This window comes from Candidatus Parakkermansia intestinigallinarum, from assembly GCF_944389695.1.
Lineage (GTDB): Bacteria > Verrucomicrobiota > Verrucomicrobiia > Verrucomicrobiales > Akkermansiaceae > Akkermansia > Akkermansia intestinigallinarum.
This window is the reverse complement of sequence record NZ_CALXNG010000017.1, coordinates 24,772-49,304: the sequence shown is the minus strand read 5'-3', so window position 1 is coordinate 49,304 and position 24,533 is coordinate 24,772. Positions and strand designations below refer to the sequence as shown.

At 64.9% G+C, this 24,533-nt stretch carries 24 protein-coding genes; 5 read left to right on the top strand and 19 right to left on the bottom strand.

The genetic code is table 11. From position 1 onward, the window contains the following. Nucleotides 1–204: hypothetical protein (locus AC6UAL_RS06255; RefSeq protein ID WP_500682515.1), on the bottom strand; the 204-nt coding region annotated here is incomplete at its 3' end. A gap of 4 nt (nt 205–208) precedes the next feature. On the opposite strand from AC6UAL_RS06255, the gene AC6UAL_RS06250 reads away from it, so the two are divergent. The 4 genes from AC6UAL_RS06250 (at nt 209) to AC6UAL_RS06235 (ending at nt 2,808) form a co-directional block, all read left to right on the top strand. Beyond that, nucleotides 209–1,210 carry a thioredoxin fold domain-containing protein gene (locus AC6UAL_RS06250; RefSeq protein ID WP_500682514.1) on the top strand — a complete coding sequence of 334 codons (1,002 nt, stop codon included), beginning with the start codon at nt 209–211 and terminating at the stop codon, nt 1,208–1,210. Nucleotides 1,211–1,323: 113 nt separating this feature from the next. After that, nucleotides 1,324–1,575, top strand: a complete 252-nt coding sequence (locus AC6UAL_RS06245; protein WP_500682513.1) for a ribbon-helix-helix domain-containing protein — start codon at nt 1,324–1,326, stop codon at nt 1,573–1,575. A 156-nt stretch (nt 1,576–1,731) separates the two neighbouring features. Beyond that, nucleotides 1,732–2,208 carry a RidA family protein gene (locus AC6UAL_RS06240; RefSeq protein ID WP_500682512.1) on the top strand — a complete coding sequence of 159 codons (477 nt, stop codon included), beginning with the start codon at nt 1,732–1,734 and terminating at the stop codon, nt 2,206–2,208. Nucleotides 2,209–2,262: 54 nt separating this feature from the next. Further along, a complete protein-coding gene (locus AC6UAL_RS06235; RefSeq protein ID WP_500682511.1) occupies nt 2,263–2,808 on the top strand; it encodes a flavoprotein in 546 nt (181 codons plus the stop codon). Between the two features lie 137 nt (nt 2,809–2,945). Here the strand turns inward: AC6UAL_RS06235 and plsX are convergent, their stop codons facing one another. From plsX to ilvC, 18 genes are all read right to left on the bottom strand, one after another. Further along, nucleotides 2,946–3,983: a phosphate acyltransferase PlsX gene (gene plsX / locus AC6UAL_RS06230; protein ID WP_500682510.1), complete on the bottom strand. Its 1,038-nt coding sequence runs from the start codon at nt 3,981–3,983 to the stop codon at nt 2,946–2,948. Between the two features lie 141 nt (nt 3,984–4,124). Next, a complete protein-coding gene (gene rpmF, locus AC6UAL_RS06225; RefSeq protein ID WP_500682509.1) occupies nt 4,125–4,316 on the bottom strand; it encodes a 50S ribosomal protein L32 in 192 nt (63 codons plus the stop codon). Between the two features lie 45 nt (nt 4,317–4,361). Beyond that, nucleotides 4,362–4,850 (bottom strand): YceD family protein, encoded by a 489-nt coding sequence (locus AC6UAL_RS06220; protein ID WP_500682508.1) that lies wholly within the window; start codon nt 4,848–4,850, stop codon nt 4,362–4,364. Between the two features lie 186 nt (nt 4,851–5,036). Beyond that, the gene (locus AC6UAL_RS06215; protein WP_500682507.1) at nt 5,037–5,492 is read right to left on the bottom strand and encodes a L,D-transpeptidase family protein; all 456 of its coding nucleotides are present in this window, start codon (nt 5,490–5,492) and stop codon (nt 5,037–5,039) included. A gap of 32 nt (nt 5,493–5,524) precedes the next feature. Further along, a complete protein-coding gene (gene murG / locus AC6UAL_RS06210) occupies nt 5,525–6,610 on the bottom strand; it encodes an undecaprenyldiphospho-muramoylpentapeptide beta-N-acetylglucosaminyltransferase (protein WP_500682506.1) in 1,086 nt (361 codons plus the stop codon). Further along, on the bottom strand, nt 6,607–7,749 hold the full coding sequence (locus AC6UAL_RS06205; RefSeq protein WP_500682505.1) for an FtsW/RodA/SpoVE family cell cycle protein: 1,143 nt from the start codon (nt 7,747–7,749) through the stop codon (nt 6,607–6,609). Before AC6UAL_RS06205 ends, murG begins: the two co-directional genes overlap by 4 nt. A 27-nt stretch (nt 7,750–7,776) precedes the next feature. Further along, on the bottom strand, nt 7,777–8,655 hold the full coding sequence (locus tag AC6UAL_RS06200; protein ID WP_500682504.1) for a LysM peptidoglycan-binding domain-containing protein: 879 nt from the start codon (nt 8,653–8,655) through the stop codon (nt 7,777–7,779). Nucleotides 8,656–8,700: 45 nt separating this feature from the next. Continuing rightward, nucleotides 8,701–10,011, bottom strand: coding sequence for a UDP-N-acetylmuramoyl-L-alanine--D-glutamate ligase (murD, locus tag AC6UAL_RS06195; RefSeq protein WP_500682503.1), 1,311 nt, complete (start codon nt 10,009–10,011; stop codon nt 8,701–8,703). A gap of 73 nt (nt 10,012–10,084) precedes the next feature. Further along, nucleotides 10,085–11,122 carry a phospho-N-acetylmuramoyl-pentapeptide-transferase gene (mraY, locus tag AC6UAL_RS06190; RefSeq protein ID WP_500682502.1) on the bottom strand — a complete coding sequence of 346 codons (1,038 nt, stop codon included), beginning with the start codon at nt 11,120–11,122 and terminating at the stop codon, nt 10,085–10,087. Between the two features lie 136 nt (nt 11,123–11,258). Further along, on the bottom strand, nt 11,259–12,665 hold the full coding sequence (locus AC6UAL_RS06185) for a UDP-N-acetylmuramoyl-tripeptide--D-alanyl-D-alanine ligase (protein WP_500682501.1): 1,407 nt from the start codon (nt 12,663–12,665) through the stop codon (nt 11,259–11,261). A gap of 39 nt (nt 12,666–12,704) precedes the next feature. After that, nucleotides 12,705–14,243 (bottom strand): UDP-N-acetylmuramoyl-L-alanyl-D-glutamate--2,6-diaminopimelate ligase, encoded by a 1,539-nt coding sequence (locus tag AC6UAL_RS06180; RefSeq protein WP_500682500.1) that lies wholly within the window; start codon nt 14,241–14,243, stop codon nt 12,705–12,707. A 35-nt stretch (nt 14,244–14,278) separates the two neighbouring features. Beyond that, nucleotides 14,279–16,549: a peptidoglycan D,D-transpeptidase FtsI family protein gene (locus AC6UAL_RS06175; RefSeq protein ID WP_500682499.1), complete on the bottom strand. Its 2,271-nt coding sequence runs from the start codon at nt 16,547–16,549 to the stop codon at nt 14,279–14,281. After that, nucleotides 16,546–16,911, bottom strand: a complete 366-nt coding sequence (locus AC6UAL_RS06170) for a hypothetical protein (RefSeq protein ID WP_500682498.1) — start codon at nt 16,909–16,911, stop codon at nt 16,546–16,548. Before AC6UAL_RS06170 ends, AC6UAL_RS06175 begins: the two co-directional genes overlap by 4 nt. Before the next feature lie 43 nt (nt 16,912–16,954). Next, nucleotides 16,955–17,959: a 16S rRNA (cytosine(1402)-N(4))-methyltransferase RsmH gene (gene rsmH, locus AC6UAL_RS06165; RefSeq protein ID WP_500682516.1), complete on the bottom strand. Its 1,005-nt coding sequence runs from the start codon at nt 17,957–17,959 to the stop codon at nt 16,955–16,957. Between the two features lie 473 nt (nt 17,960–18,432). Beyond that, nucleotides 18,433–18,894 (bottom strand): division/cell wall cluster transcriptional repressor MraZ, encoded by a 462-nt coding sequence (locus tag AC6UAL_RS06160; protein WP_500682497.1) that lies wholly within the window; start codon nt 18,892–18,894, stop codon nt 18,433–18,435. Nucleotides 18,895–19,316: 422 nt separating this feature from the next. Next, a complete protein-coding gene (locus AC6UAL_RS06155) occupies nt 19,317–20,069 on the bottom strand; it encodes a FadR/GntR family transcriptional regulator (protein ID WP_500682496.1) in 753 nt (250 codons plus the stop codon). After that, nucleotides 20,069–20,965: an ABC transporter ATP-binding protein gene (locus AC6UAL_RS06150; RefSeq protein ID WP_500682495.1), complete on the bottom strand. Its 897-nt coding sequence runs from the start codon at nt 20,963–20,965 to the stop codon at nt 20,069–20,071. The genes AC6UAL_RS06155 and AC6UAL_RS06150 overlap by 1 nt, the downstream gene beginning before the upstream one ends. Nucleotides 20,966–21,107: 142 nt before the next feature. Next, a complete protein-coding gene (ilvC, locus tag AC6UAL_RS06145) occupies nt 21,108–22,088 on the bottom strand; it encodes a ketol-acid reductoisomerase (protein WP_500682494.1) in 981 nt (326 codons plus the stop codon). Nucleotides 22,089–22,245: 157 nt separating this feature from the next. Here ilvC and AC6UAL_RS06140 point away from each other — a divergent pair, with 157 nt between their 5' ends. Further along, nucleotides 22,246–24,459, top strand: coding sequence for an AMP-binding protein (locus AC6UAL_RS06140; protein ID WP_500682493.1), 2,214 nt, complete (start codon nt 22,246–22,248; stop codon nt 24,457–24,459). The last annotated feature ends 74 nt before the right edge of the window (nt 24,460–24,533 follow it).

Genomic DNA, 24,533 nt, shown 5'->3' with positions numbered 1-24,533 from the left:
CTGTGTTACCTTTGGTGCGTTCATTTTTGACGCATCCATGCCTTTCGGTGCGTTTTCTTTTTGACTCAATACGGTGGCTTTGTCATGATGCTGTTTTGCTCTTGACACCGCCGTTTGCCGCGTGATAGATTGCCGCCATAAGCGCGCTCCCGCCGCGCCTTTGGTCGGTCGGGGTCGGCGTGCGACAACCTTATCCCTATTCATCACTATGAAAAATAGTCTGTTTTTGCTGCCGGCTCTGCTGCCGGTGCTGATCTGCCCCGCTATGGCGGAGCTTCCCGAATGCCCCGATCTGGCTGCTGCGAAGAAGGTCGCAGCCGAGCAGAAGCGGGATATTATGTGGCTCTTCACCGGCAATGACTGGTGCCCGGCTTGCATCTATCTGGAGACAAAGATTATGAATCAGGCGGACTTCGATGCGGCCGTCGGCACGAAGCTGGTGCTGGTCAAGGAGCTCTTCCCCCGCACGCCCGAGGCTCTCAAGCAGGTGACCGACGAACAGATGGAGCGCCGCCTCCGCGATATGGACAGCATGAAGATTACCGCCCTGCCGGCGGCCGTCCTCGCGGATGAGAAGGGTTTGCCCTACGCCATTGTCCCCGGTGCCGAGCGCGATGTGGCCGGCTACGTCAAGCGTCTGGAGGAGGGTATGGCCGTGCGCGCTGCCCGCGATGCGGCTTTCGCCCGCGCGGAAGGTCTCCAAGGGCTTGAGCGTGCCAAGGCTCTTGCTGCGGCTCTGCAGACGGTGTCCGAGAATCTGCGCGGCAAGTATGTGGACGTGCTCGCCGAGATCGAGTCGCTCGACCCGCAGAATACGCTGGGCTACAACGGAATGGTGCAGCGTGCCGAGCGCGAGACTCAGCTGAAGGCGGAGTTCCGCACGATGATTGAGGGCTTCGCAGGCAAATTGTCTCCCGAAGAGCTCGCCGATTGCCGCCGCCAGATCGAGGAGTTTATGGCGGCCAATCCCGATATGTCGCCCGAGATGCTTCAGGCTTGCTATCTCCTCATTTCGGAGGGTTACGCGCTGAGCCGTGATTTTGAGAATTGCTACCTCTACGTTTGCAAGGCTCTTGAGGCGGCTCCGGATTCGCCGGTGGCCCGCAAGACGCTGGTGCCGTCCAAGCAGAATTTTGAGCAGAATATCCTGCCGCTGATTCGCGGTCAGAAGGCGGCCGAGGCTCCGGCTGATGCGCCCGCTCAGAAGTGAGTCGGCGGCGTGTTTTCGCCCTTGATGCACCCCCTTCCGCTGCTTGTCGGCGGAAGGGGGCTTTTTTGCGTTTTTCTGTTGCTATGCACCGTGCCGTATAGTATGATGAGCCCATGCGATATAAGATCGTGACCTTTCGCTGCCCGACGCCGCTGGCAACTCGGCTCGATCGGCTGGCCGAGTCGGTCGGGCGCACGCGCAATGCCCTCGTGATTGAGATGATTCGCGTGTTCGTGCAGCAGGTGCGCCGCCGTCGCGGTCGCGTGCTGCCGCGCTACAAGGTCGCCGATCTGCGCCGTTGCCCCTGCTGCCCCGAGTGGCTCGGTATCCGCGATTCTTCGCCCGACGGCGCCGAAGACGCCTGAGGAGGCCGACAGCGGCGTGCGCGGAGAAAGTGGACTGAGGAAGTGCACGGAGGAAGTGTGCGGAGGATGTGTGCGGAGGAGCGGGGCGGCGCGTTTTTGGCGTTGCTCTGTCGGGTTCGGGCTGCTATAATGCCCGCGACAATTCCGGTTTACGCTATGCAACTTAATGTAGATGTTCTGGAGAAGAAGGGGCTGAAGCTGTTTCCCGCGCCTCAGCCGGTCGGTTCGTATGTGCAGTGCATCCGCACGGGCAATTATTTGCACCTCTCGGGCGGCATTTCCGTCAATGGTGATGAGGCTTATTACGGTAAGCTGGGCCGCGAGGTGAGTGTCGAGGAGGGGCAGAAGGCCGCCGCTGCGGCGATTCTGAACCGCTTGGCCGTGATTGAGGCGGAGCTGGGCGGTTTCGACCGCCTGCGCAAGATTGTGGCTTTGAACGGTTTTGTGAACTGCACGCCCGACTTTACGGATCAGGCCAAGGTGATCAACGGGGCGTCGGATCTGCTCGTCGAGTTGTTCGGCCCGGAGGCGGCGCATTCGCGTTCGGCGGTGGGTGTCGTGAGCCTGCCGCTCGGTGTGGCGGTTGAGATCAATCTGATTGTCGAGATTGAGCCGGAGTGCAACTGCGGCTGAAGCGCGTCGGCGGTCGGCGGCTTTTTGTCGGCGACCGCCTGAAGGGAGGGGACGATGGCTTGCGTGATTCTCGGTGTCTGCGGTTCGATCGCGGCGTGCAAGGCGCCTGATGTGGCGTCGTGGCTGGTGAAGCAGGGACATGAGGTTCACTGCGTCTGTACGCCGACGGCGCTGCGCTTTGTGACGCCGCTGACGCTGATGACGCTCTCGCGCCAACCCGTGATTTCATCCTTTGAGGATGAGACGGGCTCTTGGGTTCCGGTGCATATTGATTTGGCGCGCCGCGCGGATCTGCTCGTGGTGTTGGCGGCAACGGCCAATACGCTGGCTTGCATGGCGCACGGGCTGGCTCCGAATGCGCTGACGAGTCTCTATTTGGCCAACCGCGCGCCGGTGATGATTTTCCCGGCGATGAACGGGCAGATGTGGGAACACCCGGCCACTCAGGCGAATGCGGAGACCCTGCGCCGCCGCCCGCAGCACAGCATCCTCGGCCCCGATGAGCAGGGCGTGCTGGCCTGCGGCGACGAGGGCAAGGGGCGCCTGCTGCCGCTGCCTCGGATTTTCGAGGCGCTGGAGGCGGCTCTTCGCGCTGACTGAAGCGGGCTGCCTTGCCTCGCAGAGAGGTCTTTCCCCTCATCCCCCCCCACCACCTCGGTATACTCAAGGGCGGCATCGGTTCCTGTGACCGATGCCGCCCTTGAGCGTTCTGTACGTCTGTGTTGCGGTGCGGGGGCTCAGCCCTCGCGCCGCGCGTTGTTGATGCGCTCCATGGCGTCGATGATGCGGTTGTTGACGCTGTTGCGGTGCATGTGGCCGGCCATGCGCAGGGCGTTGAGGATGGCGGTGCCGTTGGCGGAGCCGTGCGCGATGATGGAGACGCCGCCGACACCCATCAGCGGGCTGCCGCCGACGGCGTCGGCGCTCATGCGCTGCTTGATGCCGTGAAAGACTTTTCGCATGCCGAGGGCGCCGAGCATGGCGATGGGGCTTTTTTTCACGCCGGCTTTGATCCAGTGCGAGAAGGCTTTGGCGGTGGCTTCGACGGATTTGAGCAGGATGTTGCCCGTGAAGCCGTCCGTGACGGCGACGTCGAGCTCGGATTCAAAGAGGTCGTGCCCCTCGCAGTTGCCCACGAAGCGGAAGGGCAGGACGCCTTTGTCGGCGAGTTCGCGCAGCAGCCGATGCGCTTCTTTGGAGAATTCGCTGCCCTTGCAGTCTTCGGAGCCGTTGCTCATGACGCCGACGTTGGGCATCTCTCTCCGGTAGACGTAGCGGGCCATCATGGAGCTCATGACGGCGTAGCCGATGAGATGGCTGGGTTTGGCGTCCGGGTTGGCGCCGGTGTCGCTCACAAGGACGTAGCCGTGAATGCTCGGCATGGGCGAGACGATGCCCGCGCGCTCGACGCCCGGCAGCAGCCTCAGTTTGATGGTGCTGGCCGCAACGGCTGCTCCGGTGTTGCCTGCGGAGACGACGGCGTCGCAGTCGCCGCTTTTAACGAGGTCGACCGCGATGCTCATGGAGGAGTGTTTTTTTTGCCGCACGGCCATCAGACCGCTGTCTTCCATGCTGACGACTTCGGGTGCATGCACGATTTCCACCCTCTTGTCTCGGCTCAGGCCGGCTTTGTCGCAGGCGGCCTTGAGGGTGTTTTCATCGCCGACAAGGCAGAGTTTGCTCATGTCGCTCAGCTCGGCAAGGGCGAGTTTGGCCCCGTCTATGTTGATTTGCGGCGCGTTGTCGCCGCCCATGGCATCTAAGGCGAGTTTCATCGGCACAGATGGTATCAAGCGCCACAGTCTAGCATATGCAGCGTCGGTCTGTCAACGCAAAAACCGCCTCCCTACGCTCGGGAGACGGTTGAAAATTGCGTGCGTGATGCAGTGCTCGGGAGGATAGGAAGGGTCGGAGACTTAGTCCGCCAGCTTCACCACGACTTCTGCACCGCTCTGGGTCTTGTAGGTGCCGCACTGGGGGCAAGCGGTGTGGCCGGGAACGGCTGCGCCGCACTTGGGGCATTTGCCGAGTTTGGGGGCCTTCCAAGCCTGAGCGGCCAGGCGGGAGCGCTGCTTCATTTTGGACGTTCTGCGTTTCGGAGCTGCCATAGTTCTTGATCAGGTTAAGATTGTTGCTTGAGTGGGGCTGCAGCGTCACGCTTTGGGGAGTTGATCCAGAGCGTCCCAAACGCTTTTGCCACTCGGGGTGGCAGAGTTTACACCCGGTTCGGGGTCTTTGTCCAGCCTAAAATCACCAAAAGTGTCATTTAGGGGGCATTCGAGGCCGGAAATTTCGCATTTCGGGTAGGCGGGAAGGATGAGGAGGATTTCTTCGCGCAGGTCTTCGGTGAGGTCAATGGCGATTTTTCCCTTGGTGTCGTAGCTCAGGGTGAGCTCGTCGACGGTGACGGTGTAGTCGAATTCGTTCAGGCAGCGCTCGCAGCGAAAGCGAAAGGGGGCGCTGAGCTGCCCGCGCACGAGCAGTTCGGTGTCGTAGAGTCTCGCTTCGAGTTCGTAGTGCAGCGGGCCGATGCTGCGTGCGTCGGGGCCGTCGAGCTCAAAGAGGGCGCCGTCGGCGTCGCCGATGAGCTTGAGGCCGTCTTCGGGGAAGTCTTCGAGGGGGATGCGGACGTGGCTCTCCATGCGCTCTACGATACCGCTTGGGCTTCGCTTTGGCAAGCGCTTTTTGGAGGGCGGGGCTTCATGCCGGGCGTTGGGGCGGGGGAGGGCGTGCGCCGGGCTGCGGCGTTGAGGGAGACGGCGCTGTTATGCCCCTTGGCTTCGCGCAGGGCTCGCGGCTCGGCCAATCGCGTTTCCGTTGCTTGTGGCTCAGTCGGTGCTGATGAGAACGGGGGTGCCGATGGGGGTGAGCTCGTAGAGTTCGGCGATGGCTTCGGGGGACATGCGGATGCAGCCGTGCGAGGCCGGGCTGCCGAGCTGCTCGGTGTGTGCGGTGCCGTGGATGTAGATGCAGCGCGCCAAGGTGTTGGCGTTGGCGGGGTCTTGCCCGTCGAGGGTGAGGATGCGCGCGAGGATGGCGTCGCCGCTGCGGTTGTCGCTTTCTTTGCCGCTGAGCAGGCCGACGGGCAGTCTGCCCCTGAAGCAGGTTTGCAGGGGGGCGTTTTCGCCGTGTTTGCTGCGGATGCTGAAGTGCCCGGTGGGGGTGCGCCCCGAGCCGTCTTCAAAGCCGATGCCGGCGGCTCCGCTTGAGATGGGGGCGCTGAAGGGGCGCGGGCCGTCGATGAGTTCGAGCAGCTGGCGTTGGAGGTGGATGGCGAGGTGCATGGGGCGGTGGCGTCGCCGTGTTGGCGGGCGGCTCAGTCGCCGATGAGGATGCGGGCGATGTCGGCGGCGGCGTCGGGGCGCGCGAGGGAGCGCATGGCTGCTTCCATGGCGGCGCGTTTGTCTGGGTTGCCGATGTTGTCGTGCACGAAGTGGTGGACGGTGTCGGTGTTCAGCTCGCTCTGCCGGCAGAGGATGGCGCCGCCGGCTTCGGCAAAGACGCGGGCGTTGGCGCTTTGGTGGTCGTCGGCGGCGTAGGGGTAGGGGACGAGCAGGCAGGCTTTGCCGAGCATGGAGAGCTCGGTGAGGGTGGAGGCGCCGGAGCGGGCGATGACGCCGTCGGCGGCGGCGTAGGCCGAGGCCATGTCGGCGCAGAAGCCGGTGACGCGGATGTTGGGGGCTCCGTCGGCGAGGGCGTTGACGCGTTCGTAGTCGAGGCGCCCGGCGATGACGTAATAGAGGCTGTCGGGGTCGGCTTTGGCTGCCTGAATGAGCAGGCTGTTGAGGTTGCGCGCACCCTGGGAGCCGCCGGTGACGAGGATGACGCGCCCCTGCTCGGGCAGGCCGAGCCGGCGCCGCGCTTCGTCGCGGGTCGGCAGGTGCAGGAGTTCGTCGCGCACGGGGGTGCCGGTGACGCGGCAGACGGATTTCGGAAACCAGGCGGCAGCTTCTTTTAGCCCGACGAAGACTTCGGTGCACCAGCGCGCGATGAGGCGGTTGGCTCGCCCGGGGAGGGCGTTGGAGTCGTGTACGTAGGTGCGAAGGCCCAGTGAGCGGCCGGCTCTGATGGGAGCCAGGGAGGTGAAGCCGCCCATGCCGAGGACGACGTCGGCTTTCACGTCGCGCAGGATGCGCCGACAGCGGATGTAGCCGGTGAGCAGGCGCCACAGGAAGCCCGGGGTGCGCAGGGAGAGCAGGGGGGGCTTGGCAATGGCGGGGATGGTGCGGAAGTCGAGTTGCCCGTATTTCTGCGAGGCTTCGGCGTCGACGCTTTTGCGCGAGATGAGCAGCAGGGGGCGGTGCCCGAGTTGCCGGAGTTGTTCGGCGACGGCGATGCCGGGGAAGAGGTGCCCGCCGGTGCCGCCGCAGGCGATGACGATGCTGAGGGAGGAGTGACTCATGGGCGCGTATTGTTGAGGAGTTGGCGCAGCGGCCAATAGCTGCTGCGTATGGCGGGGGTGTGCCGCTGGACGCTGGTGATCAGACCGATGGCGGCGATGGTCATGATGAGGTTGGTGCCGCCGTAGCTGATGAAGGGGAGGGGCAGGCCGGTGTTGGGCAGGATGGAGGTGACGACCATCATGTTGAGGGCCGCCGGCCAGAAGATGATGCAGACGAGGCCCGTGGCCAGCAGCCGCCCGAAGGTCTCCTCCATCTTGAGCGCGATGATGAGGCCGCAGGTGGTCATGACGGTGAAGAGCAGGACGATGCCCAAGGTGCCGACGAGTCCCCATTCTTCGCCGATGGCGGCGAAGATGAAGTCGGTGTGGGCAAAGGGCAGTTTGCCGTATTTGTAGATGCCTTCGCCGAGACCGACGCCCGTGGAGCCGCCGCGGGCAAAGGAGAGCATGGCTATCCATTGCTGGGCGCCGGCTCCCTGACTGTAGGCTTGCGGGTCGAGCCAAGCGTAGATGCGCTCCATGCGGTTGTCGTTGGCGGTGGTCATGGAGATGAGCACGAGCGCACCGATGATGATGGAGTAGACGAGCAGCCACCAGCGCGCGCCGGCGACGAACATGAGGCAGAAGCCTGTCATCGCCAGCGCGGCGGCGGTGCCCATGTCTTTCTCAAAGAGGATGAGCAGCAGCGGGATGCCGAAGAGCATGCCGGGGATGGCGAAGCCGCGCCAGAAGGTGCCGCTCATTTCGCGGTGCGTGGTGTACCAGTGCGCCATGATGAGCACGAGGCAGATCTTGGCCAGTTCGCTGGGCTGGAAGCGCAGGCCGAGGTTGATCCAGCGGTGCTCGCCGTTGAGTTCGACGCGGAATCCCGGCACGTAGCAGAGGATGAGCAACACGACGCTCACGCCGTAGATGAGCCACGCGTAGTTGCGCAGGCGGTGGTAGTCGAAGCTGCCGATCATGACGGCAAAGACGATGCCCAGCAGCGCAAAGAGCGATTGCTTCCAGATGAAGGTTTCCGGCGATTCGTCGGGCTGCATCGCCGCGCAGAGTCCCGTGCTGGCGACCATCACCAGCCCCAGAACGAGCAGGGCGATGAAGGAGATCCACAGGGTGGTGATGCACAGGCGCGAGTTCATGGGCGGCAGAGGAGCAGGGCGGGGAAATCAGGGGAGTTTGATTTTTTGGCCGATTCGGATCTTGGAGGGATCTTTGATGTTGTTGAGTTTCTGGAGGGCGCTGACGGTGGTGCCGTATTTCCTGGCGATGCCGCCGAGGGTTTCGCCCTTTTTGACGACGTGCGTCTTGCCGCTTTCAGCGGGTTTGTCGGGGGTGACGGCGGGTGCGACGGTGCCGTCTTTATCGGGGATGATGAGGTAGTCGCCGACGTTGATGGCGATCCCTCGCAGTCCGTTCGCTTTTTGGATGGCTGCGACGCTGACGCCGTATTGCTTGGAGAGTTTGGAGAGCGAGTCACCGGTTTTGACGTGGTGCTGCTGCGGGCGCTTATCGGCCGTGTCGGCGCGGTTGCCGGACGCAGCGCTGTCGTTGCGGGCGATGACCGGGGCGGGGTCTTCGGCGACGTCTTCGGCTTCGTCGTCAAGGGCGGTGTTGGCGCCGGTGATGTGGGTGGTGGAGGCGGTGGCCGGGGAGGTGGCGGGTGCGGCGGGTGCGGCGGGTGTTGCCGGGGTGCTCTCGGTGTCGAGGCTCAGGTCGATTTGGGTGTCGATGATGCCTGCGTCGGCCGTGCTGCTTGCGGGCTGTGCGGCGAGGTTGGGCGGGGGTTCATCGAGGGCTTTGTTTTCCGAGACGGGGGTGCCGTAGTTGTGCGAGAGGTCGTCGCGCAGCAGGACGCCGACGATGATGAGGATGTGCACGACGAGCAGCGCGACGATGATGCGCACGACGGTGTTGCTCTTGATGGTGTCTTGCGGCAGGCCGACTTCGGAGCGGTAGAGCATGGACATGAATTGCTTGCCCAAGCGCTTGCGCGGCTTGCTGCGGCCGAGGCGGGTGTCGTTGAAGTCTGTGTTGTTGTTGGTCATGGGGTTGAGTGTGTTTTTCGGTGAAAAGGTTCGGGGCCGGGTGGTTCAGAGGTTGAGGGTGCGGCGGACGGCGTTGCGGAAGCATTCGCCGCGCTGGACGTAGCCGCTGAATTGATCGAAGGAGGAGGTGCCCGGTGAGAAGAGGACGACGTCGCCGCGCTGCGCGTTGCGGTGGGCCAGCGCGACGGCTTCGTCGACGGTTTCGCAGCGCAGGCTGCGGCAGACGGGGCTGAAGGTGTCGATGAGTTGGTCGGCGATTTGGCCGAAGCAGATGCAGAGCCGGGCTTTTTGCGCGAGCATGGGGTTGATGGCGTGGTAGTCGAGCCCTTTGTCCTTGCCTCCGGCGATGAGGATGATGGGGCGGGTCTGCGAGCGCACGGCGGCTTCGGTGGAGTGCAGGTTGGTGCTCTTGGAGTCGTTGAGCCAGAGGACGCCGTCGATTTCCGCAACGGTTTCGCAGCGGTGGCCGGGCGGGCAGAAGTCGCGCACGCCGGCGGCTATGGCGTCGTCGCTCAGGCCGACGGCTCGGCAGGCGAGGGTGGCGGCCATGGTGTTTTCCGCGTTGTGGGCTTGCTCCATGGCGGTGCCGCGAAGGGGGATGAGGACTTGGCCGCGCTCCATGATGCAGCCGTCCCGGTAGTAGAGTTGCCCTGAGCCGGTGACGGAGGAGAAGCCGATGCGGCGGGGGACGAGGCCGGGGAGTTGCTCGCCTTCGCGCACGATGGCGTATTGGTCGGCGCTCATGTTTTCAAAGAGGCGACGCTTGGCGTTGTAGTAGTCGTCGACGCTGCGGTAGCGATCCATGTGGTCGGGCGCGAAGTTGAGCCAGATGGCGACTTCGGGGCGGAAGTTGACGATGGTTTCGAGCTGGAAGGAGGAGATTTCGAGCACGGCAAACTCGGGGGCGGGGTCGGACAGGGCGACTTCGGAGAGGGGGTAGCCGTAGTTGCCGCAGGCTTTGGCGCTGTGCCCGGCTTGGGTGAGGATGTGCTCGATGAGGGCGGTGGTGGTGGTTTTGCCGTTGGTGCCGGTGATGGCGATGATGCGGCCGCCGTAGTAGTGGTAGGCGAGTTCGGTTTCGCCGATGAGCGGGGCGCCGGCGCAGCAGAAGGAGAGGGTCCAGGGGATGTCGGCTTCGATGCCGGGGGAGATGACGACGAGGTTGGCGGCGTAGGCGCGGGCGTCGCTTTCGGTGGCGCCGGGGCAGCAGCGGATGGCAGGGTCGCTGCAGACGGCCTTGGGGTTGGCGTCGAAGATGCAGGCGTCGGCGGCTCCTTTGGCGAGGGCGAGGCGGGCGGCGCTGATGCCGCTGCGTCCGCAGCCGAGGATGGCGACTTTTTTACCGTTGAGGTTCATGGTAGGGTGCCGAGAGGGGGGGGAGGGGTTGAGGGAGGGGAGGGAATGCGTGAAAGGGGCGGCCGGCGGGGAATCAGGGGCGGGCGGCAAGGAGGTTGATGAGGTCGGCCGCCGCGATGAGGGAGCCGAGCAGGGCGAGGGTGAGCGCGACGATCCAGAAGCGCACGCAGACTTGCGTTTCGCTCCAACCTCCTTTTTCAAAGTGGTGGTGGATGGGCGCCATGCGGAAGAAGCGCCGCCCTTCGCCGTATTTCTTGCGGGTGTATTTGAACCAGCCGACTTGAATCATGACGGAGAGGGCTTCCGCGACGAAGACGCCGCCGATGATGAGCAGCAGGATTTCGCTGTGCATGCAGACGGCGACGGTGCCGAGGGCGCCGCCGAGGGCGAGCGAGCCGGTGTCGCCCATGAAGACTTTGGCGGGGTAACAGTTGAAGAGCAGGAAGCCCATGCAGGCCGAGACGATGAGCAGCAGGAAGGGGGTGAGCCCGGTGAGGAGGGCTGCGGGCATGAGGGTGAAGGCGAGGGCGGCGATGATCATGCAGCCCGAGGCGAGGCCGTCAAGGCCGTCGGTGAGGTTGACGGCGTTGGAGCTGCCGATGATGACGAGCATGACGAAGGGGATGTAGAGCAGGCCGAGGTCGATGTCGCCGCAGAAGGGGATGTGCAGGCTGCCGTAGCCCGGGGCGCCGTAGTAGAGGTAGCAGCCGACGCCGAGGGCGGCGAGGGCTTGGAGGGCGATTTTGAAGCGGCCGCTGACGCCGTCGGTGTTGTGGCGGGTGATTTTGGCGTAGTCGTCGAGGAAGCCGAGGAAGGCGGTGACGCAGGTGACGAGCAGGCAGCACTGCACGGTGGGCAGGCTCAGGTCGCAGAAGCACAGGCTGCCGATGATGACCAGCCCGATGAGCATGATGCCGCCCATGGTGGGGGTGCCGATTTTGCCCTGATGCGCGGGGGCGTTGATGTTTTCATGGGCTTGGCGGATGGGTTGCCCGGCTTTCAGGGCCCGCAGCGCGGCGATGAGCCGAGGGCCGATGAGCATCGAGGCGATGAGCGGCAGCAGGATGCAGAGCAGCGGCGTGAGGAGGTTTTCAAAGGGGTGCGGGATCATGGGGGGCGAGAGAGGGTGAGGCGTGGGAGGAGATGAAAGGGGGATGAGGGAGGGATGGGGGAGGGATGAGGGAGGGATGAGGGAGGGATGAGGGGGATGAGGGGGATGAGGGGGATGAGGGGATGAGGGGGATGCGTCAGTCTTTGAGGCCGGGGAAGAGTTCGTACATGCTGCGCTCCATGCCGGCGGAGCGCGAGCCCTTGAAGAGCAGGGCATCGCCGGGCTGCATGAGCTGCCGCAGGGCAGCGGCGGCTTCGGCCGGGGTCTGCACGAGCAGGGCCGGGATGCGCTCGGCCGCGGAGGAGCAGAGGGCGAGGGTTTCCGGGCATTCGGGGCCGACGACGACGACGGCGGCGTAGCCGAGGCCGGCGGCGCACCAGCCCATGTCGGCGTGGGCGGCGATGCCGCTTTCGCCCAGCTCGCCCATTTTGCCCAGGACGGCGATGCGGCGCTTGGGGCCGCGCAGGGCTGCGACGGTTTCGAGGGCGGCTTTCATGCTCTCGGGGTTGGCGTTGTAGCTGTCGTCGATGACGGTGTAGCCGTCGATTTCGCGGCAGGCGAGGCGCCCGCGGGTGAGGGTGGTGCTGCTGAGGCCGGCGGCGATTTGTTCGAGGCTGCAGCCGAGTTTCCATCCGGCGGCGGCAGCCAACAGGCTGTTGCTGACCATATGGGCGCCGGGGACGGGGAGGGCGATGTCGATTTCGCCGAGCTCGTCGATGTGGAGGGTGTAGCGGCTGCCGTGTGCGCTGCTGCGCAGGTTGAGGGCTCGCACGGCGGAGTCGTGCCGCCCGACGGGAAGGGGGTGAGCGCGTGTTTCCGAGGCGATGAGATCGGCGAAGTCGTCGCCGGTCGGGTAGATCATGTAGCCGTCGCTCGGCAGGCTGCGGGCAACGGTGCATTTTTCATGCGCGATGGCTTCGCGCGAGCCGAGGTGCTCCATGTGCGCCGAGCCGATGGTGGTGATGATGCCGATGTGCGGCTGCGTCATGGCGCAGAGCGGGGCGAGTTCTCCGGCGTGGTTCATGCCCATTTCCCACACGGCGACTTCGGTGCCCTTTTCGGTGCCGAGGATGCTCAGCGGTACGCCGATGTGGTTGTTGAGGTTGCCCTTGGTGGCGACGGTGCGGTATTTTTGGGACAGGACGGCGGCGCACATGTCCTTGGTGCTGGTTTTGCCGCTCGATCCGGTCAGCCCGATGACGCGGATGGGGTCGAGCTGCCCGCGCCACCAACGCGCGAGGGCTTGCAGGGCGGCGAGCGTGTCGCGCACGAGGATGACGGCGGCTCCCGGGGCAAAGTCCTGCTCGGGGCTTCCGGCTTCGCCGCAGAGGTGGGAGATGATGACGGCGGCAGCCCCGCGGCGCGTGGCTTCGGCGGCGAATCGGTTGCCGTCAAAGCGCTCGCCCGTCAGGGCGATGAAGAGGCAACCGTCGGTGATGCAGTGGCTGTCGGTCGTCAGTCCGGCGCTGACGCTGCGCTCTGCGGGGCGCAAAAGTTCGCCGCCGCAGGCTTCAAGCAGTTCGCTGGTGCTCACGTGGGTCATGGTTCCGATGCCGGGGGGGGAAAAAAGGGGTGGTGCGGTTCAGAGGTTGTTTTTGCGGCGCGGGTTGAGGCGCTCGGAGGGGACGCTGCGGCCTTCGGGGTTTTTCTCCCGGTAGTAGGCGCGCACGACTTCGGCGTCGCTGAAGTGGATGGTTTCATCGGCGAAGATCTGGTAGTCTTCGTGCCCCTTGCCGGCGATGAGCACGACGTCGCCCGGGCGGGCGATGTCGAGTGCGGCGCGGATGGCTTCGGCTCGGTCGGTGATGCGGTGTTGCTTGTCGCGCGGGATGCCGGGCATGATTTCGTCGATGATGGCTTCGGGGTCTTCGCTGCGCGGGTTGTCGCTGGTGACGAGGCAGAGGTCGCTGTGGCGTGCGGCGGCGGCTCCCATGAGGGGGCGTTTGGTGCGGTCGCGGTCGCCGCCGCAGCCGAAGACGGTGATGAGTCTTCCGTTGCGGCAGAGCTCTTTCATCGTGCGGCAGACGTTCTCAACGGCGTCGGGTGTGTGGGCGTAGTCGACGAAACACTGCACGTTGTTTTCGCTGGCCACGAGTTCGAGACGCCCGGGCACCTGCGGCGACTGGGCGAGGCAGCTGATGGCGTCGCGCAGGCTGACGCCGGCGCTGACGGTGCCCGCGAGAGCCGCCAGACTGTTGGAGATGTTGAAGGCTCCGATGAGGGGCGTGCGCACGAGGTAGCTGCGCCCCTGATAGATGAGCTCATACTGGCTGCCCTTGAGCGACAGGAGCTTCGGCTCGATGCGAAAATCGGCATCGGGCGAGCTCCCGTAGGTGCGCACGCGCATCAGCGGGGCGATTTCTTCGGCGAGGCGCCGCCCGTAGGGGTCGTCGATGTTGATGACGGCGGTGGCTTTGCGGTCTCCCGAGGCGGCCATGTCGGTAAAGAGCAGTTTTTTGGCCCGGTAGTACTCCTCCATGCTGTGATGGAAGTCGAGGTGGTCTTGCGTGAGGTTGGTGAAGATGCCGACGCGGAAGTTGGTGCCGGCGGTGCGCTTTTGCACCAGAGCGTGGCTTGAGACTTCGATGGCGCAGGCGTGGCAGCCGTTGCGCACCATGTCGGCCAGCATGCTTTGCAGTTCGGCGGCTCCGGGCGTGGTGTTGTGCGAGTTGCGGCGCGTGTTGCCGTCATCATACCGAATGGTGCCGATGAGCCCGGCGCGCTGCCAGGTGCTGCGGAAGATGGCGTTGCAGAGGTAGCTGATGGTGGTTTTGCCGTTGGTGCCGGTGACGCCCAGCATGACGAGACTGCGGCTCGGGAAGCCGTGCCATGCGCTCATCAGCAGGCCGTTGGCGAGGTGCGTGTCGCTCACCTGCACCCAGAGCAGATCGCCGTTTTGCCGCTCGGGGGGGCAGGGCGTCTCGGCGACGATGGCGCGGGCACCGGCTGCGATGGCGCCGGGGATGGCGTCGTGCCCGTCAAAGCTGCTCCCTCGCACGGCGATGAAACAGCTGCCGGGGATGACGCGGCGGCTGTCGTCGGTGAGCAGGGAGAGGGGCTTGCGGAGTTTGCCGCTGATGCGGGCATCAGGGAGAACGTCGAAGAGCTGCTTGTTTTGCATGGTCGTGGAGGCGCGGGGGGAGGGTGTGGCGATGTTCAGCGGGTCTTGCGGTTCGGGCGACGGCTGCCGGCGGTCGCTTTGGGGGCTGATTCGGGCTTCGGTTCATCGGCGAGTTTCTTTTCCGCCAGATATTTCTCGTAGGCAGCGGGGTCGGAAGGCTCGATGTTGAGGACGTTGATGATGCGCTCGGCCGCTGCTCGGAAGATGGGGGCGGCCACGGTGCCGCCGCCGGGGTTGCAGTCGGTCGGGTGCGGTTCGTCGATGACGGTCATGATGACCACGCGCGGGTTGTCCACCGGGAGGATGCCCGCAAAGGAGACGGTGTAGAGCCCTTCATAGTAGCCGCCGCGCGGCTTGACTTTCTTGGCGGTGCCGGTCTTGCCGCCGATGCGGAAACCGGGGATGGCGGCACGGGTGGCCGTGCCGTTGTCTCCGGCTTTTTTCTCGGTGACGGATTCGAGCGCCATGAGCAGGTCTTTGGCGACTTTCTCTTTGATGACGCGCTGCTCGACGACGGGCGGGCAGTCGTCGTAGATGCTGCCGTCGGCCGCGATGATTTTGTCGATGAGGCGCGGCTTCATGCGCACGCCGCCGTTGGCGATGGTGGCGTAGACCATGGCCATGTGCAGCGGCGACACGGAGACGGAGTAGCCGTAGGCGATGCGCGAGAAGTTGACGATGTTGTTGCCGTCAGCCACGAGGCAGGCTCCGCCGCTGGGCAGGTCGATGCGCGCGGGTTTGGTCAGCCCGAAGGCCTCCAGATAGGGCTTGTAGCGCGGCCAGCGCACGCTCAGCGCAATCTGAGCCGCGCCCGGGTTGCTCGATTTCTTGAGCACTTCCCAGACTTGCCTCATGCCGTAGTTGCGGACGTCGTGGATGACGCTGCTGCCGTAGCCGACGCTGAAGGGATTGCAGTTGACGGTGCTGTGTATGCCCATGACTCCTTGGTCAAGCGCGGCGCCCACGGTGATGACTTTGAAGGTCGAGCCCGGTTCGTAGCGCGCTTGGCAGGCGTAGTTGAAGTCGCCGGTGACGATGTGCCCTTGCTTGTCCTTGAGGGTGCCGCGATCAAACTTGCCTTCGTGGGTGATGACCTGTTTGGTGTTGAGGTCAAAGGCGGGGCGGCTGACCATGGCGAGGATGTCGCCGGTGTGCGGATCGACGGCGATCATGCAGCCGCCCACGGCTCGGAAGTGTCGCAGCCCTTTGTCGAGCTCCTGTTCGAGGATGGTCTGCAGGCGCATGTCGATGGTGAGCCGGAGGTTCAGCCCGTGTTTTGGGGGCATGTAGCGATCGTCTTCATTGGGCAGCACCTGTCCGCGGGGGTTGTGGCGGTACTCGCAGAAGCCGTTGACGCCGGTCAGGTAGCTGTCCTTGGTGGCCTCCACGCCGCTGCATCCGTGGTTCTCGTGGTTGACGTAGCCGAGGACGTGGCAGAGCATTTCGGGCATGATGTAGCTGCGCCGCAGCTCGGATTCGATGACGATGCCGCGGACGTGCGCCTGCTTGAGGGCGCGGCGCAGTTGCTCCGCCGTTTCGGGGTTGAGGTTGCGCGCCAGAATGATGTCGTAGCGCAGTCTCTTGACGGGCTCGCCTTTGGCGCGGGCTTCGGCGTTGTATTGCTCGGTCTCACGCTGCGCGATGCGCTCGATGATGTCCTCGCGCGTCAGGTAGCTGTGCGTGCCGCCTGAGCCGCTGCCGTCGGCCTGCTCGTTGCCGTCCTTGTCATCGCTGTCGTCGGTGTCGGCTTCGCTGCGCGAGAGATAGGGATAGAGGATGTCGGCCACCAGACGGTCGTGGGCAGCGTAGTATTGCTCGAGGATGGCGGGGTCGTAGCTGAGGCGGCGCAGGGTTTCGGGGTCGTCGGCTTTGTGGAGGCGGCGCAGCTCGGCTTTCTCTTCGGGCGAAAGATCGCGCACGGCGTTGTCGAGCAGTTTGTTGCGATATTTGCTGTAGAGGCGGCCCCGGTTTTTCTCGTCGGCGGCGTCCCATTCCGGATCATGACTGGCCAGGTTGTAGGCCAGACCGTCGACGACGACGTTGAGCTCGCGGAGGTGGTAGCGGTTGGCCTTGACGGTGGCGCTGCTGATGTTGTTGGTGAGGACTTCTTCGTTGCGATCCATGATGAGACCGCGCTGCGCCGGAATGATGTCGCGCTCGATCATTGCGTCGGCCGCGATGCGGCTGCGCTCGTCGCTTTCCACGACGTGCAGCTGAATCAGCTTCCAAGAGATGCAGAAGCTGATGAAGAAGATGACCATGACCAAAAAGAGGCAGCGGGTCGTGAAGGGGATTTTGGTCTTCATGGCGTTATCCGCAGTTCTGTGTTGGCGCTGAGTCTCTCGCGGCTTGCGGGCGCGTCGGCGACGATGATCTGGCTGCGTTCGATGTCCCGCAGTTCGGAGTGCGCGGCGATGAGGCGCTCGCGCATGATCCAGCGGTTGGTCATGGCGTTGGCCTGAGCGCGGTACTGGCTGGCATTGAGGTTGGCTATCGCAACGGCCTGTTGAAGTTTGTGGATTTCCGTGCGTTCGAGCATTTGCTCGTGTTTGAGAAAGGCGTAGACGATGCCGCAGCAGCTCAGCAGCAGGCCGGCCGCAACCATCCAGATCATCGCGGGATACGAGATGCGGGCCTGAAAGCGTGTGGAGGATCGGTGGTGTGACATGTCGGTGCTCAGCTGCCGATGAGAGAGTGCGCGGCGGTTGGAGTTAAAGCTTTTCGATCACGCGCAGCTTGGCGCTGCGCGCTCGAGGGTTGCGCTTCAGTTCGTCGTCGCCCGCAGTGACGGGGCGGCGAAAGACGAGTTTGGCGCTGTAGTCCGGGTTGGGGCGGGGAGCCGGCCACTCGGGTCGGTCGATTTCCGCCTTGGTGACGCGCTCAAAGAAGCGCTTGACGGCGCGGTCTTCGAGGCTGTGGAAGGTGATGACGGCGAAGCGACCCCCGCTGCGCAGCAGGCTCAGGCCCGTGCGGAGAAGCTCGTCGAGCGCGCCCAGCTCGTCATTGACGGCGATGCGCAGGGCCTGAAAGCTGCGCGTGGCCGGATGCTGCCGCCCCTTGCGCGGCAGCACGTCGGCAATGAGGTCGGCGAGCTGCTTGGTCGTGGTGATGGGGCTTTGCTCGCGGCGCCGGACGATGCGCCGAGCAATGGCTCGCGCGGCGTGCTCTTCGCCGTATTCGCGGAGGATGTCGGCCAGCTCGCTCTCGGAGGCTTGGTTGACGATGTCGGCGGCGCAGCGCGGGTTTTCGGGGTTCATGCGCATGTCCAGCGGGCCGTCGTTCAGAAAGGAGAAGCCGCGCTCGGGGCAATCGACCTGGGGCGAGGAGATGCCGATGTCGGCCAACAGACCGTCGACGCTCGCCACGCCGCGCTCGCGCAGCAGCTCAACGGCATTGCGGAAGTTTCCGGCGATGACGTGCAGGCGCTCTCCGTAGGCCGCCAGACGTTTGCGTGCGGCACGGCGCGCAGCGGGATCCTGATCGATGCCCCAGACTTCGGCTCCCGCAGCCAGCAGGCGTTCGCTGTGCCCGCCGCCGCCGAGCGTCGCATCGACGAAAACCCGCCCGGGAGCGGGCGCCAGCGCATCGACGGCTTCCTGAGCCAGCACGGTGACGTGGTGAAAGGCGGGTTCGGCCGCGCTTGCCTCCTCGTCGGGGGCATCGTTGAGCCCGAGTTCATCCTGCTCGGCGGCTTCGCGTCGGCAGGCCTCCTGCAGCCGTGCCGCATCCTCGCGGCTGAGCGCTTCGATGACGCGCTCGGCTCCGGGCGTGAAGGGCAGGGCGGCTGCCCAGCGCTGAATCGCGGCGTCGAGGCTCTCCTCATCGGTGTTCAGGTCGCAGAGAATCTCGGCCGAGCAGGCACTCAGGCGGCAGGCCAGCACGCGCTCATCGCCGCGCAGAGCCTCGGGCAAGGCGGCGGGGGCGTCGCTGCGTCGCTGCTCCGCGGCGGCGGCCAGAGGCTCGTCAATGCTGCTGCGGGTGAGCTCGGCCAGCTGCTGCGTCAGCTCCGCGAGCTTGCCGCGCGAGCCCTTGATGCCGGCATCGCGCATGGCCGCGAGAAGCTCTCGCCTGCGCGCGCGCCAAAAAAACAGCCCCTCCGGGCTCAGGGCAGACTCCTCCCAGAGCAGAACACGGTAGCAGAGGCCGACCGCTTGTCGGCGGCCGACGCATGCCTTGGTGGCGGGCGCGATCATGAGAGGATGTGGAAGATTTGATCAAGCCCAAGTTTGTCAATGGCCTCCTGACTGTTGCTGGCTGCGAAGTCCGCCGGCTCCCAGATCTCGAAGTAACTGCCGCGTCCGACAATCACCGCCGTTTCCCGAAGTTTGAGACGATCGCGCTGCTGCTTGGGTATCAGCAGTTTGCCCTGATTGCTCACCTCGGCCTCCAGACAGCGGCCGGTGATGATGCCGATGTAGCGGTCGATGTCGCCCGGGTTGGCGCCCGTGGCTTCGGCCTGTGCGCGGACGGTGGCCATCTTGGCCTCGAAACCGTCGCGGGTGTAACATTTGATGATCGGGTAACCGTCGCTGCTCGACTCGATGAGTCTCAGTGTCGGATCCTGCGCGACGCGCCAGTTCGCCGGAATCGCCACTCGACTCTTGGGATCCAGCTTGTGCGTCACGTTGCCGGTAAACAACACTGTAGACACTCCACCCATAATTCACCTGTCTGCACATTAGTACACCCCAATACACTTCGAAAGTCAAACGAATTTTTCTAAATAAGTTGATTTTATGCTTACTGTGCTCCGAATCGGGCTTCCGGCGCCCGGCGGGGCTGCGTCGACCTCCTTTTCCGCGCCGGGCCGAGAGAGGCGCAGACGCAGGCTTTCGGGGCGTGCGGCGCCCCCGAGGCCCGAGGGCGGGCAAAGGCTGCGACTCTTGCTCTCCGTTGGTTGAATGCCAGTGCATTGCGTGCGCTGGTCGGCGCGGCTCGCCACGCGGCGTCCGCTGCGGGGCGGCGATGCACATGCCCCACTGCGGGCCGAAGTGAGGGGCGGAGCGCTCGGGGGTATTGAAGTGTACCGACGGCGGCGTCGCGCGCGGAAAGGCGGAGGGCGGGCGGGGATACTTATGCCCCGGGGAGGTCGCGAGCGTCGAAGGCGACGATTTTTTCAATAATGCGGCGCGCGGCGTCGGCGTCGCGGCGGCGCATGGCAGACAGCAGCTCGTCGTGCAGCGCGAGGGCCTCCGGCTCGTACTGCCGCTCCCTCAGCGTGCTCGTGAAGTGCTGGCTGAGGTAGCGCGCGATGACGCGGTAGATCTGGCAGAGAATCGGATTGCGCGTGGCGGCGGCGACGCAGGTGTGAAAGGCCATGTCGGCCTCAATGCCGTCGCCCTCGCGCTGCTTACAGCGTTGCAGAGCCTCCTGCATGCGGTCGAGGTCCTCGTCGTTGCGGTTTTGCGCGGCGAGCGCCACGACGGCCTTCTCGATGGCGAGACGCGCCTCGAGAATGCGGCTCAGGTCGGCTTGCTGCAAGCGGTGAGCCAGCGCCGCGTCGAGCCGATCGGCGGCGGTCACGTAGGTGCCGTCCCCGGGGCGCGCCATCAGCATCCCCGCGTGTATCAGCCCTTGCACGGCCTCGCGCAGCGTATTGTGACTTACGCCGAAGTGCCGGATGAGCTCGGGCTCGGGCGGTATGCGCTGCCCCACCTGCCATTGCCCCGAGCGGATGTACTCCTCCATCTGCTCGCGCACGCGGTGCGCCAGCGAGCGACGGCGCGGGGCGGCGGGAGGCGTGCACGGGGCGGCGACCGTCTCGGCATCGGCTCGGGCGTTTCCGGCGGTGGCGGCGTCGGGCTGCATGTGTTTTCTCTGCCCCATCAGTCGATAACCGTCCAGAGGCGCCCGTTGGAGGCGCGGATGAGGCGGATGGGCAGCTCGAAGGCCTCGCGGAGGTTGGCTTCCGTCAGCACCTCGTCGCGCCGACCGTAGCGGATGATTTCGCCGTGGCGCAGAATCATACCGCAGTCGAAGTCCGGCAGGATATCCTCGATGCGCTGGGTGATGAAGATGATCGTGAGCTCGGGGCGCGATTGCGCCAGCTCGGCGATGGTGGCGAGCAGAAACTCGCGCCCTGCGATATCGAGATAAACGCTCGGCTCATCGAGAATCATCAGCTCCGGATTCGTCATGAGTGCGCGGGCGATGAGCACCTTGACCTGCTCGCCGGAACTCATCGTGCTCACCGGGCGATCCGCCAGCGCTTGCGCCCGCAGCGAGGCGAGCAGAGCCGCCGCCTTCTGCTCCTCCTCCGGCGTCGGCGTGCGGAAGAGACCAATCGTCGCATCCGGGCCGGAGAGCACCATCTCGCGCCCGGTCCACTCGCGGTCGGAGAGCAGCCACTGGTGCATCAGCGGACTGACCCAAGCAATGCGCTTGCGCAGCTCGCGCAGGTTGATCGTGCCGAAGCGATGCCCGAGCACCTCCACCTTCGCCCCGTAGAGCGGCCACGCGTAGCCGAGCAGCATGCGCACCAGCGTCGTTTTGCCCGCACCGTTGGCGCCGAGAATAAAGCAGCGCTCACCGCGCTTCACCTGCCAGTTGATGTCGTGCAGAATCTCGCGCCCGGACAGGAAGAGACGCGCCTTTTCAATGCGAATCACGCAATCATCCGCGGCGGCAGGAGCGGCGGCAGCATTATCGGAAGGGGCAGCCGCGGCGGGTTTCGCAGCCGCAGAGGCTGCGGGGGAATCGGTCTTCGGAGAATCAGGGCTCATGGCAATCACCGCAGGAAGCGGGGAAGGGGGTAAGAGGGGAAAAGGGGAGAAAGCGGGAAAAACGACGGAGCGGAGGCCGGAGGGCAAACAAGGCGGGCACACGGAGCCTCCGGCCCGTGTGCCCGCGAATAGCAGCCGAAAATCAGTTGCGCTCGAACAGCGAGCGAATCTTCTTGCCGACAATCTCAACCGGGTGCTCGGCAAGAGCATCGCGCTTCGCCTTCAGATTCGGCGCGCCCTTGGCGGCCTCCTCAAGCCAGACGCGGGCAAACTCGCCGCTCTCGATGCGCTTGAGAGACTCCTTCATCTTCGCCTTGACCTCCGGGCCGAGAATCTGCGGGCCGTTGTAGTACTCGCCGAACTCGGCGGTGTTCGAGATCACGGCATTCATGCGCTGGATGCCGCCGTTGTAGATCAGATCCACAATCAGCTTCGCCTCGTGCACGCACTCAAAGTAAGCCATCTCGGCCGGATAACCCGCCTCGATAAGCGTCTCAAAGCCGTACTTCATCAGGTCGACCAGACCGCCGCAAAGCACGTTCTGCTCGCCGAAGAGATCCTCGTAAGTCTCCTGAGCCATCGTGCACTCAAGCACACCGCCGCGCGTCAGACCCTCGGCCTTCGCAATGGCCAGAGCCACCTCGCGAGCCTTGCCGCTCGGATTCTGGAAAACGGCGATGAGGCCGGGGCAGCCGAAGCCCTCCTCGAACACGCGGCGCACCTCCGTGCCCGGGCCCTTCGGAGCCACCATGATCACGTCGACATCAGCCGGCGGCACAATCGTCTTGAACACATAGGCAAAGCCGTGCGAGCAGCAGAGCGTCTTGCCGGCCTTCATGGCGGGCTCAATCTGGTTCTTGTAGACCTCGCCGTGCTTCTCGTCGGGCAGCAGCAGGTGGACGATATCGGCCTCCTTCGCAGCCTCGTCAACCGACATCACGCGGAAGCCGTCCTGCACCGCGGCATCCCAGCTCTTGCCCGGGCGAATGCCGATGATCACGTTGACGCCGCTGTCACGCATGCAGAGCGCCTGAGCGCGACCCTGAGCACCATAGCCGATGACGGCCACCGTCTTGCCATTCAGAACGCTCACATCGGCGTCCTTGTCATGAATAATGTCCATTGTTTTCTTGGGGTTGAAGCTTTCGGGTCAAACATAGGATGTTTAACCTTACAAGGGAAAGATAGCATGAAACGGCGGGAATGCAAGCGAAAAAGACGGATTTGTGCAAAGTTGGTTGCAAAGAAAGCGGCTTTGTGTTACACTCACGCTGCGAGACATGGCAGATCTTGTGACAGGAGGCAGGGATAAGATTCCGCATCGGCCGACGCTGCTGCTGCCGAATCGGGCGGACATACGCGTGCTTCACGCACTGGAGCAGGATCTGGGCGGCTCGGAACACATCTCGTGGCTGGCGGATCGGGTGCAGCGCCCCGGCGAAGACGTGCTGCACTACCTCGGCCGCATCAAGGCCCGCGGCATTTTCTGCGAGCTTGAGCAAATCGAGGCCGACAGCTTGCGCGACATGCTGCGCCGCGAGATGGAGTTGGGGCGCTACGTGGTCCTGCTGCCGGGGCACCCCCTGCAAGCGCCCGGTGCGCTCAGCGACGTGCCGGGCTCGCTGCTGCGCCGACTCTGCTCCTTGGGGCTGCCGGTGCTGCCCGTGCATGCGGGCATGATCTCGGCGCGCGACGACGGAGCGGTCACCGTGAGCTCGGGCGACTACGACGTGCTGGAACTGCGCTACGGCGAGCCGATCAGCCCGATGAAACCCGTTTCCGCCCTCGTGCTGGCAGCGTGGATGGAGGCGCAGGCCGAGCTCTACGCCACGCAGCAGCGCTTCGATTGCACCCTGGGCGAAAGCATCATCAGAAGCCTCTACGCCCGACCCGAGATGCTCGTCATCGACGGCGTGAATGACACGAAGCTCGACGGAGCCACCCTGTTGCCGCTGGCCATAGCGCTCGCTGAGCGCCTGCACAAGCAAGTCAGCCAAGGCCGCGTCGGCATCATCCTGCCGCCGGGCAAGCTCTGCACCATCGCCTTTGTCGCCTGCGTCATCTCCGGCATCGTGCCGGTGTTCATCAACTATGAGGCGACGTCCGAAGAGTTCATCCACTCCGCCCGGCGTTCGGAGCTGACCCGCTTCATCACCGAGCGCCGCTTCCAAAACAAACTCAGCGACTTCTGCTGGCCGCGCGAGCGCGACCTCATCTATGCCGAGAGCGAACTGCGCGAAGTACCGCGCGGCCGGATGGCGTGGATGCGCTGGCTCCCCCGTTTGCAGACCCCCGAGTCACTGTATCGCAGAATCTGCCCCGCCCCTCCCCGCCCCGAAGATGAAGCCGTCGTAATCTTCACGGGCGGAACCGATGAAAAGCCCAAAGGCATCAGCCTGACGCATCGCATGCTCATGACGGGACTGGCCGAATTCCGGTCGCGCGTGCAGATCAAGCGCGGCGACCGCATTCTGGCCACCATGCCCTATGGGCACCCCCTGTCGCTGATGGCGGGTCTGTTGCTGCCGCTGCTCGGCCCCTGCGACCTCGTCACCTACCCCACGGCCGATGCCGGCGAACGCCTCTGCACGCTGGCGCGGCAGTACGAAGTCGCCATGGCCGTCTCAACCCCGCGCTGCCTGCAGCGCATCCTCGCCGCCGCGGAAGAAAACACCTTTGCCAAGATACGCTACTTCTTCTCGGTGGGGGAGAAATTGCCCGAGACCCTCGGGGACTATGCCCGCGGCAAACTCGGGCTGCGACTGCTGGAAGCCTATTCCCTCTCCGAGATCGTCCCGCTGGCGGCCTGCGAAGTCCCCGGCCCCGACGCCTCGGGAGGCACGCGCTGCTTCAAGCCCTCGCAGGCTCGCGGCAGCGTCGGTGAGCCCCTGCCGGGCGTGGCCGTTCGCATCGCCGACCCGGATCGCGTCACTCAAGTCATGCCGACGGGCGATCTGGGCATGATCTGGCTCAAGAGCCCCACCCTCGTCAACCACTACATCGGCAACGAAGCCGAGGCCGAGCGCAACAACCTACAGCGCGGCTGGCTGCGCACGAACGACATCGGCTACCTCAACGAGGACGGGCTGCTCACCATATGCGGCCGCAGCATGAGATTCACCAAGGTCGACGGGCAACTGCGCGCGCACGAAGACCTGGAGCAGGCCCTGCTCAAAGTCCTCGGCGTCGATCCCGCCAAACCCGGCCGCAGCCTCGCCGTCGTAGGCGTGGCCGACGATCGCGGCGTCGAGCATCTGGTGCTGCTCTCGACGCTGCATCGTCAGATCGACTCATCCGTCTACATCAACGTGGAGTACGGACTCAAAGATGCCGGCTACCGCCACCTCGTGCCGCCCCACCGCATCGTTCCCGTCAACTACATCCCGGAACTGCCCAACGGCAAGCTCGATTACAGACGCTGCATCGAGAGCGCCCGCAAGGCCCTCGGCTACGGCTCCGCTGGCCGCGCACCGCGCCCGCGCCCCCGGCGGTGAAGGCGCCGAACATCCTTCCGCCCGCCCCTCCCCTTCGGCACCGACGCCCTCCGCACCTGTTCGCCCGTCTCCGC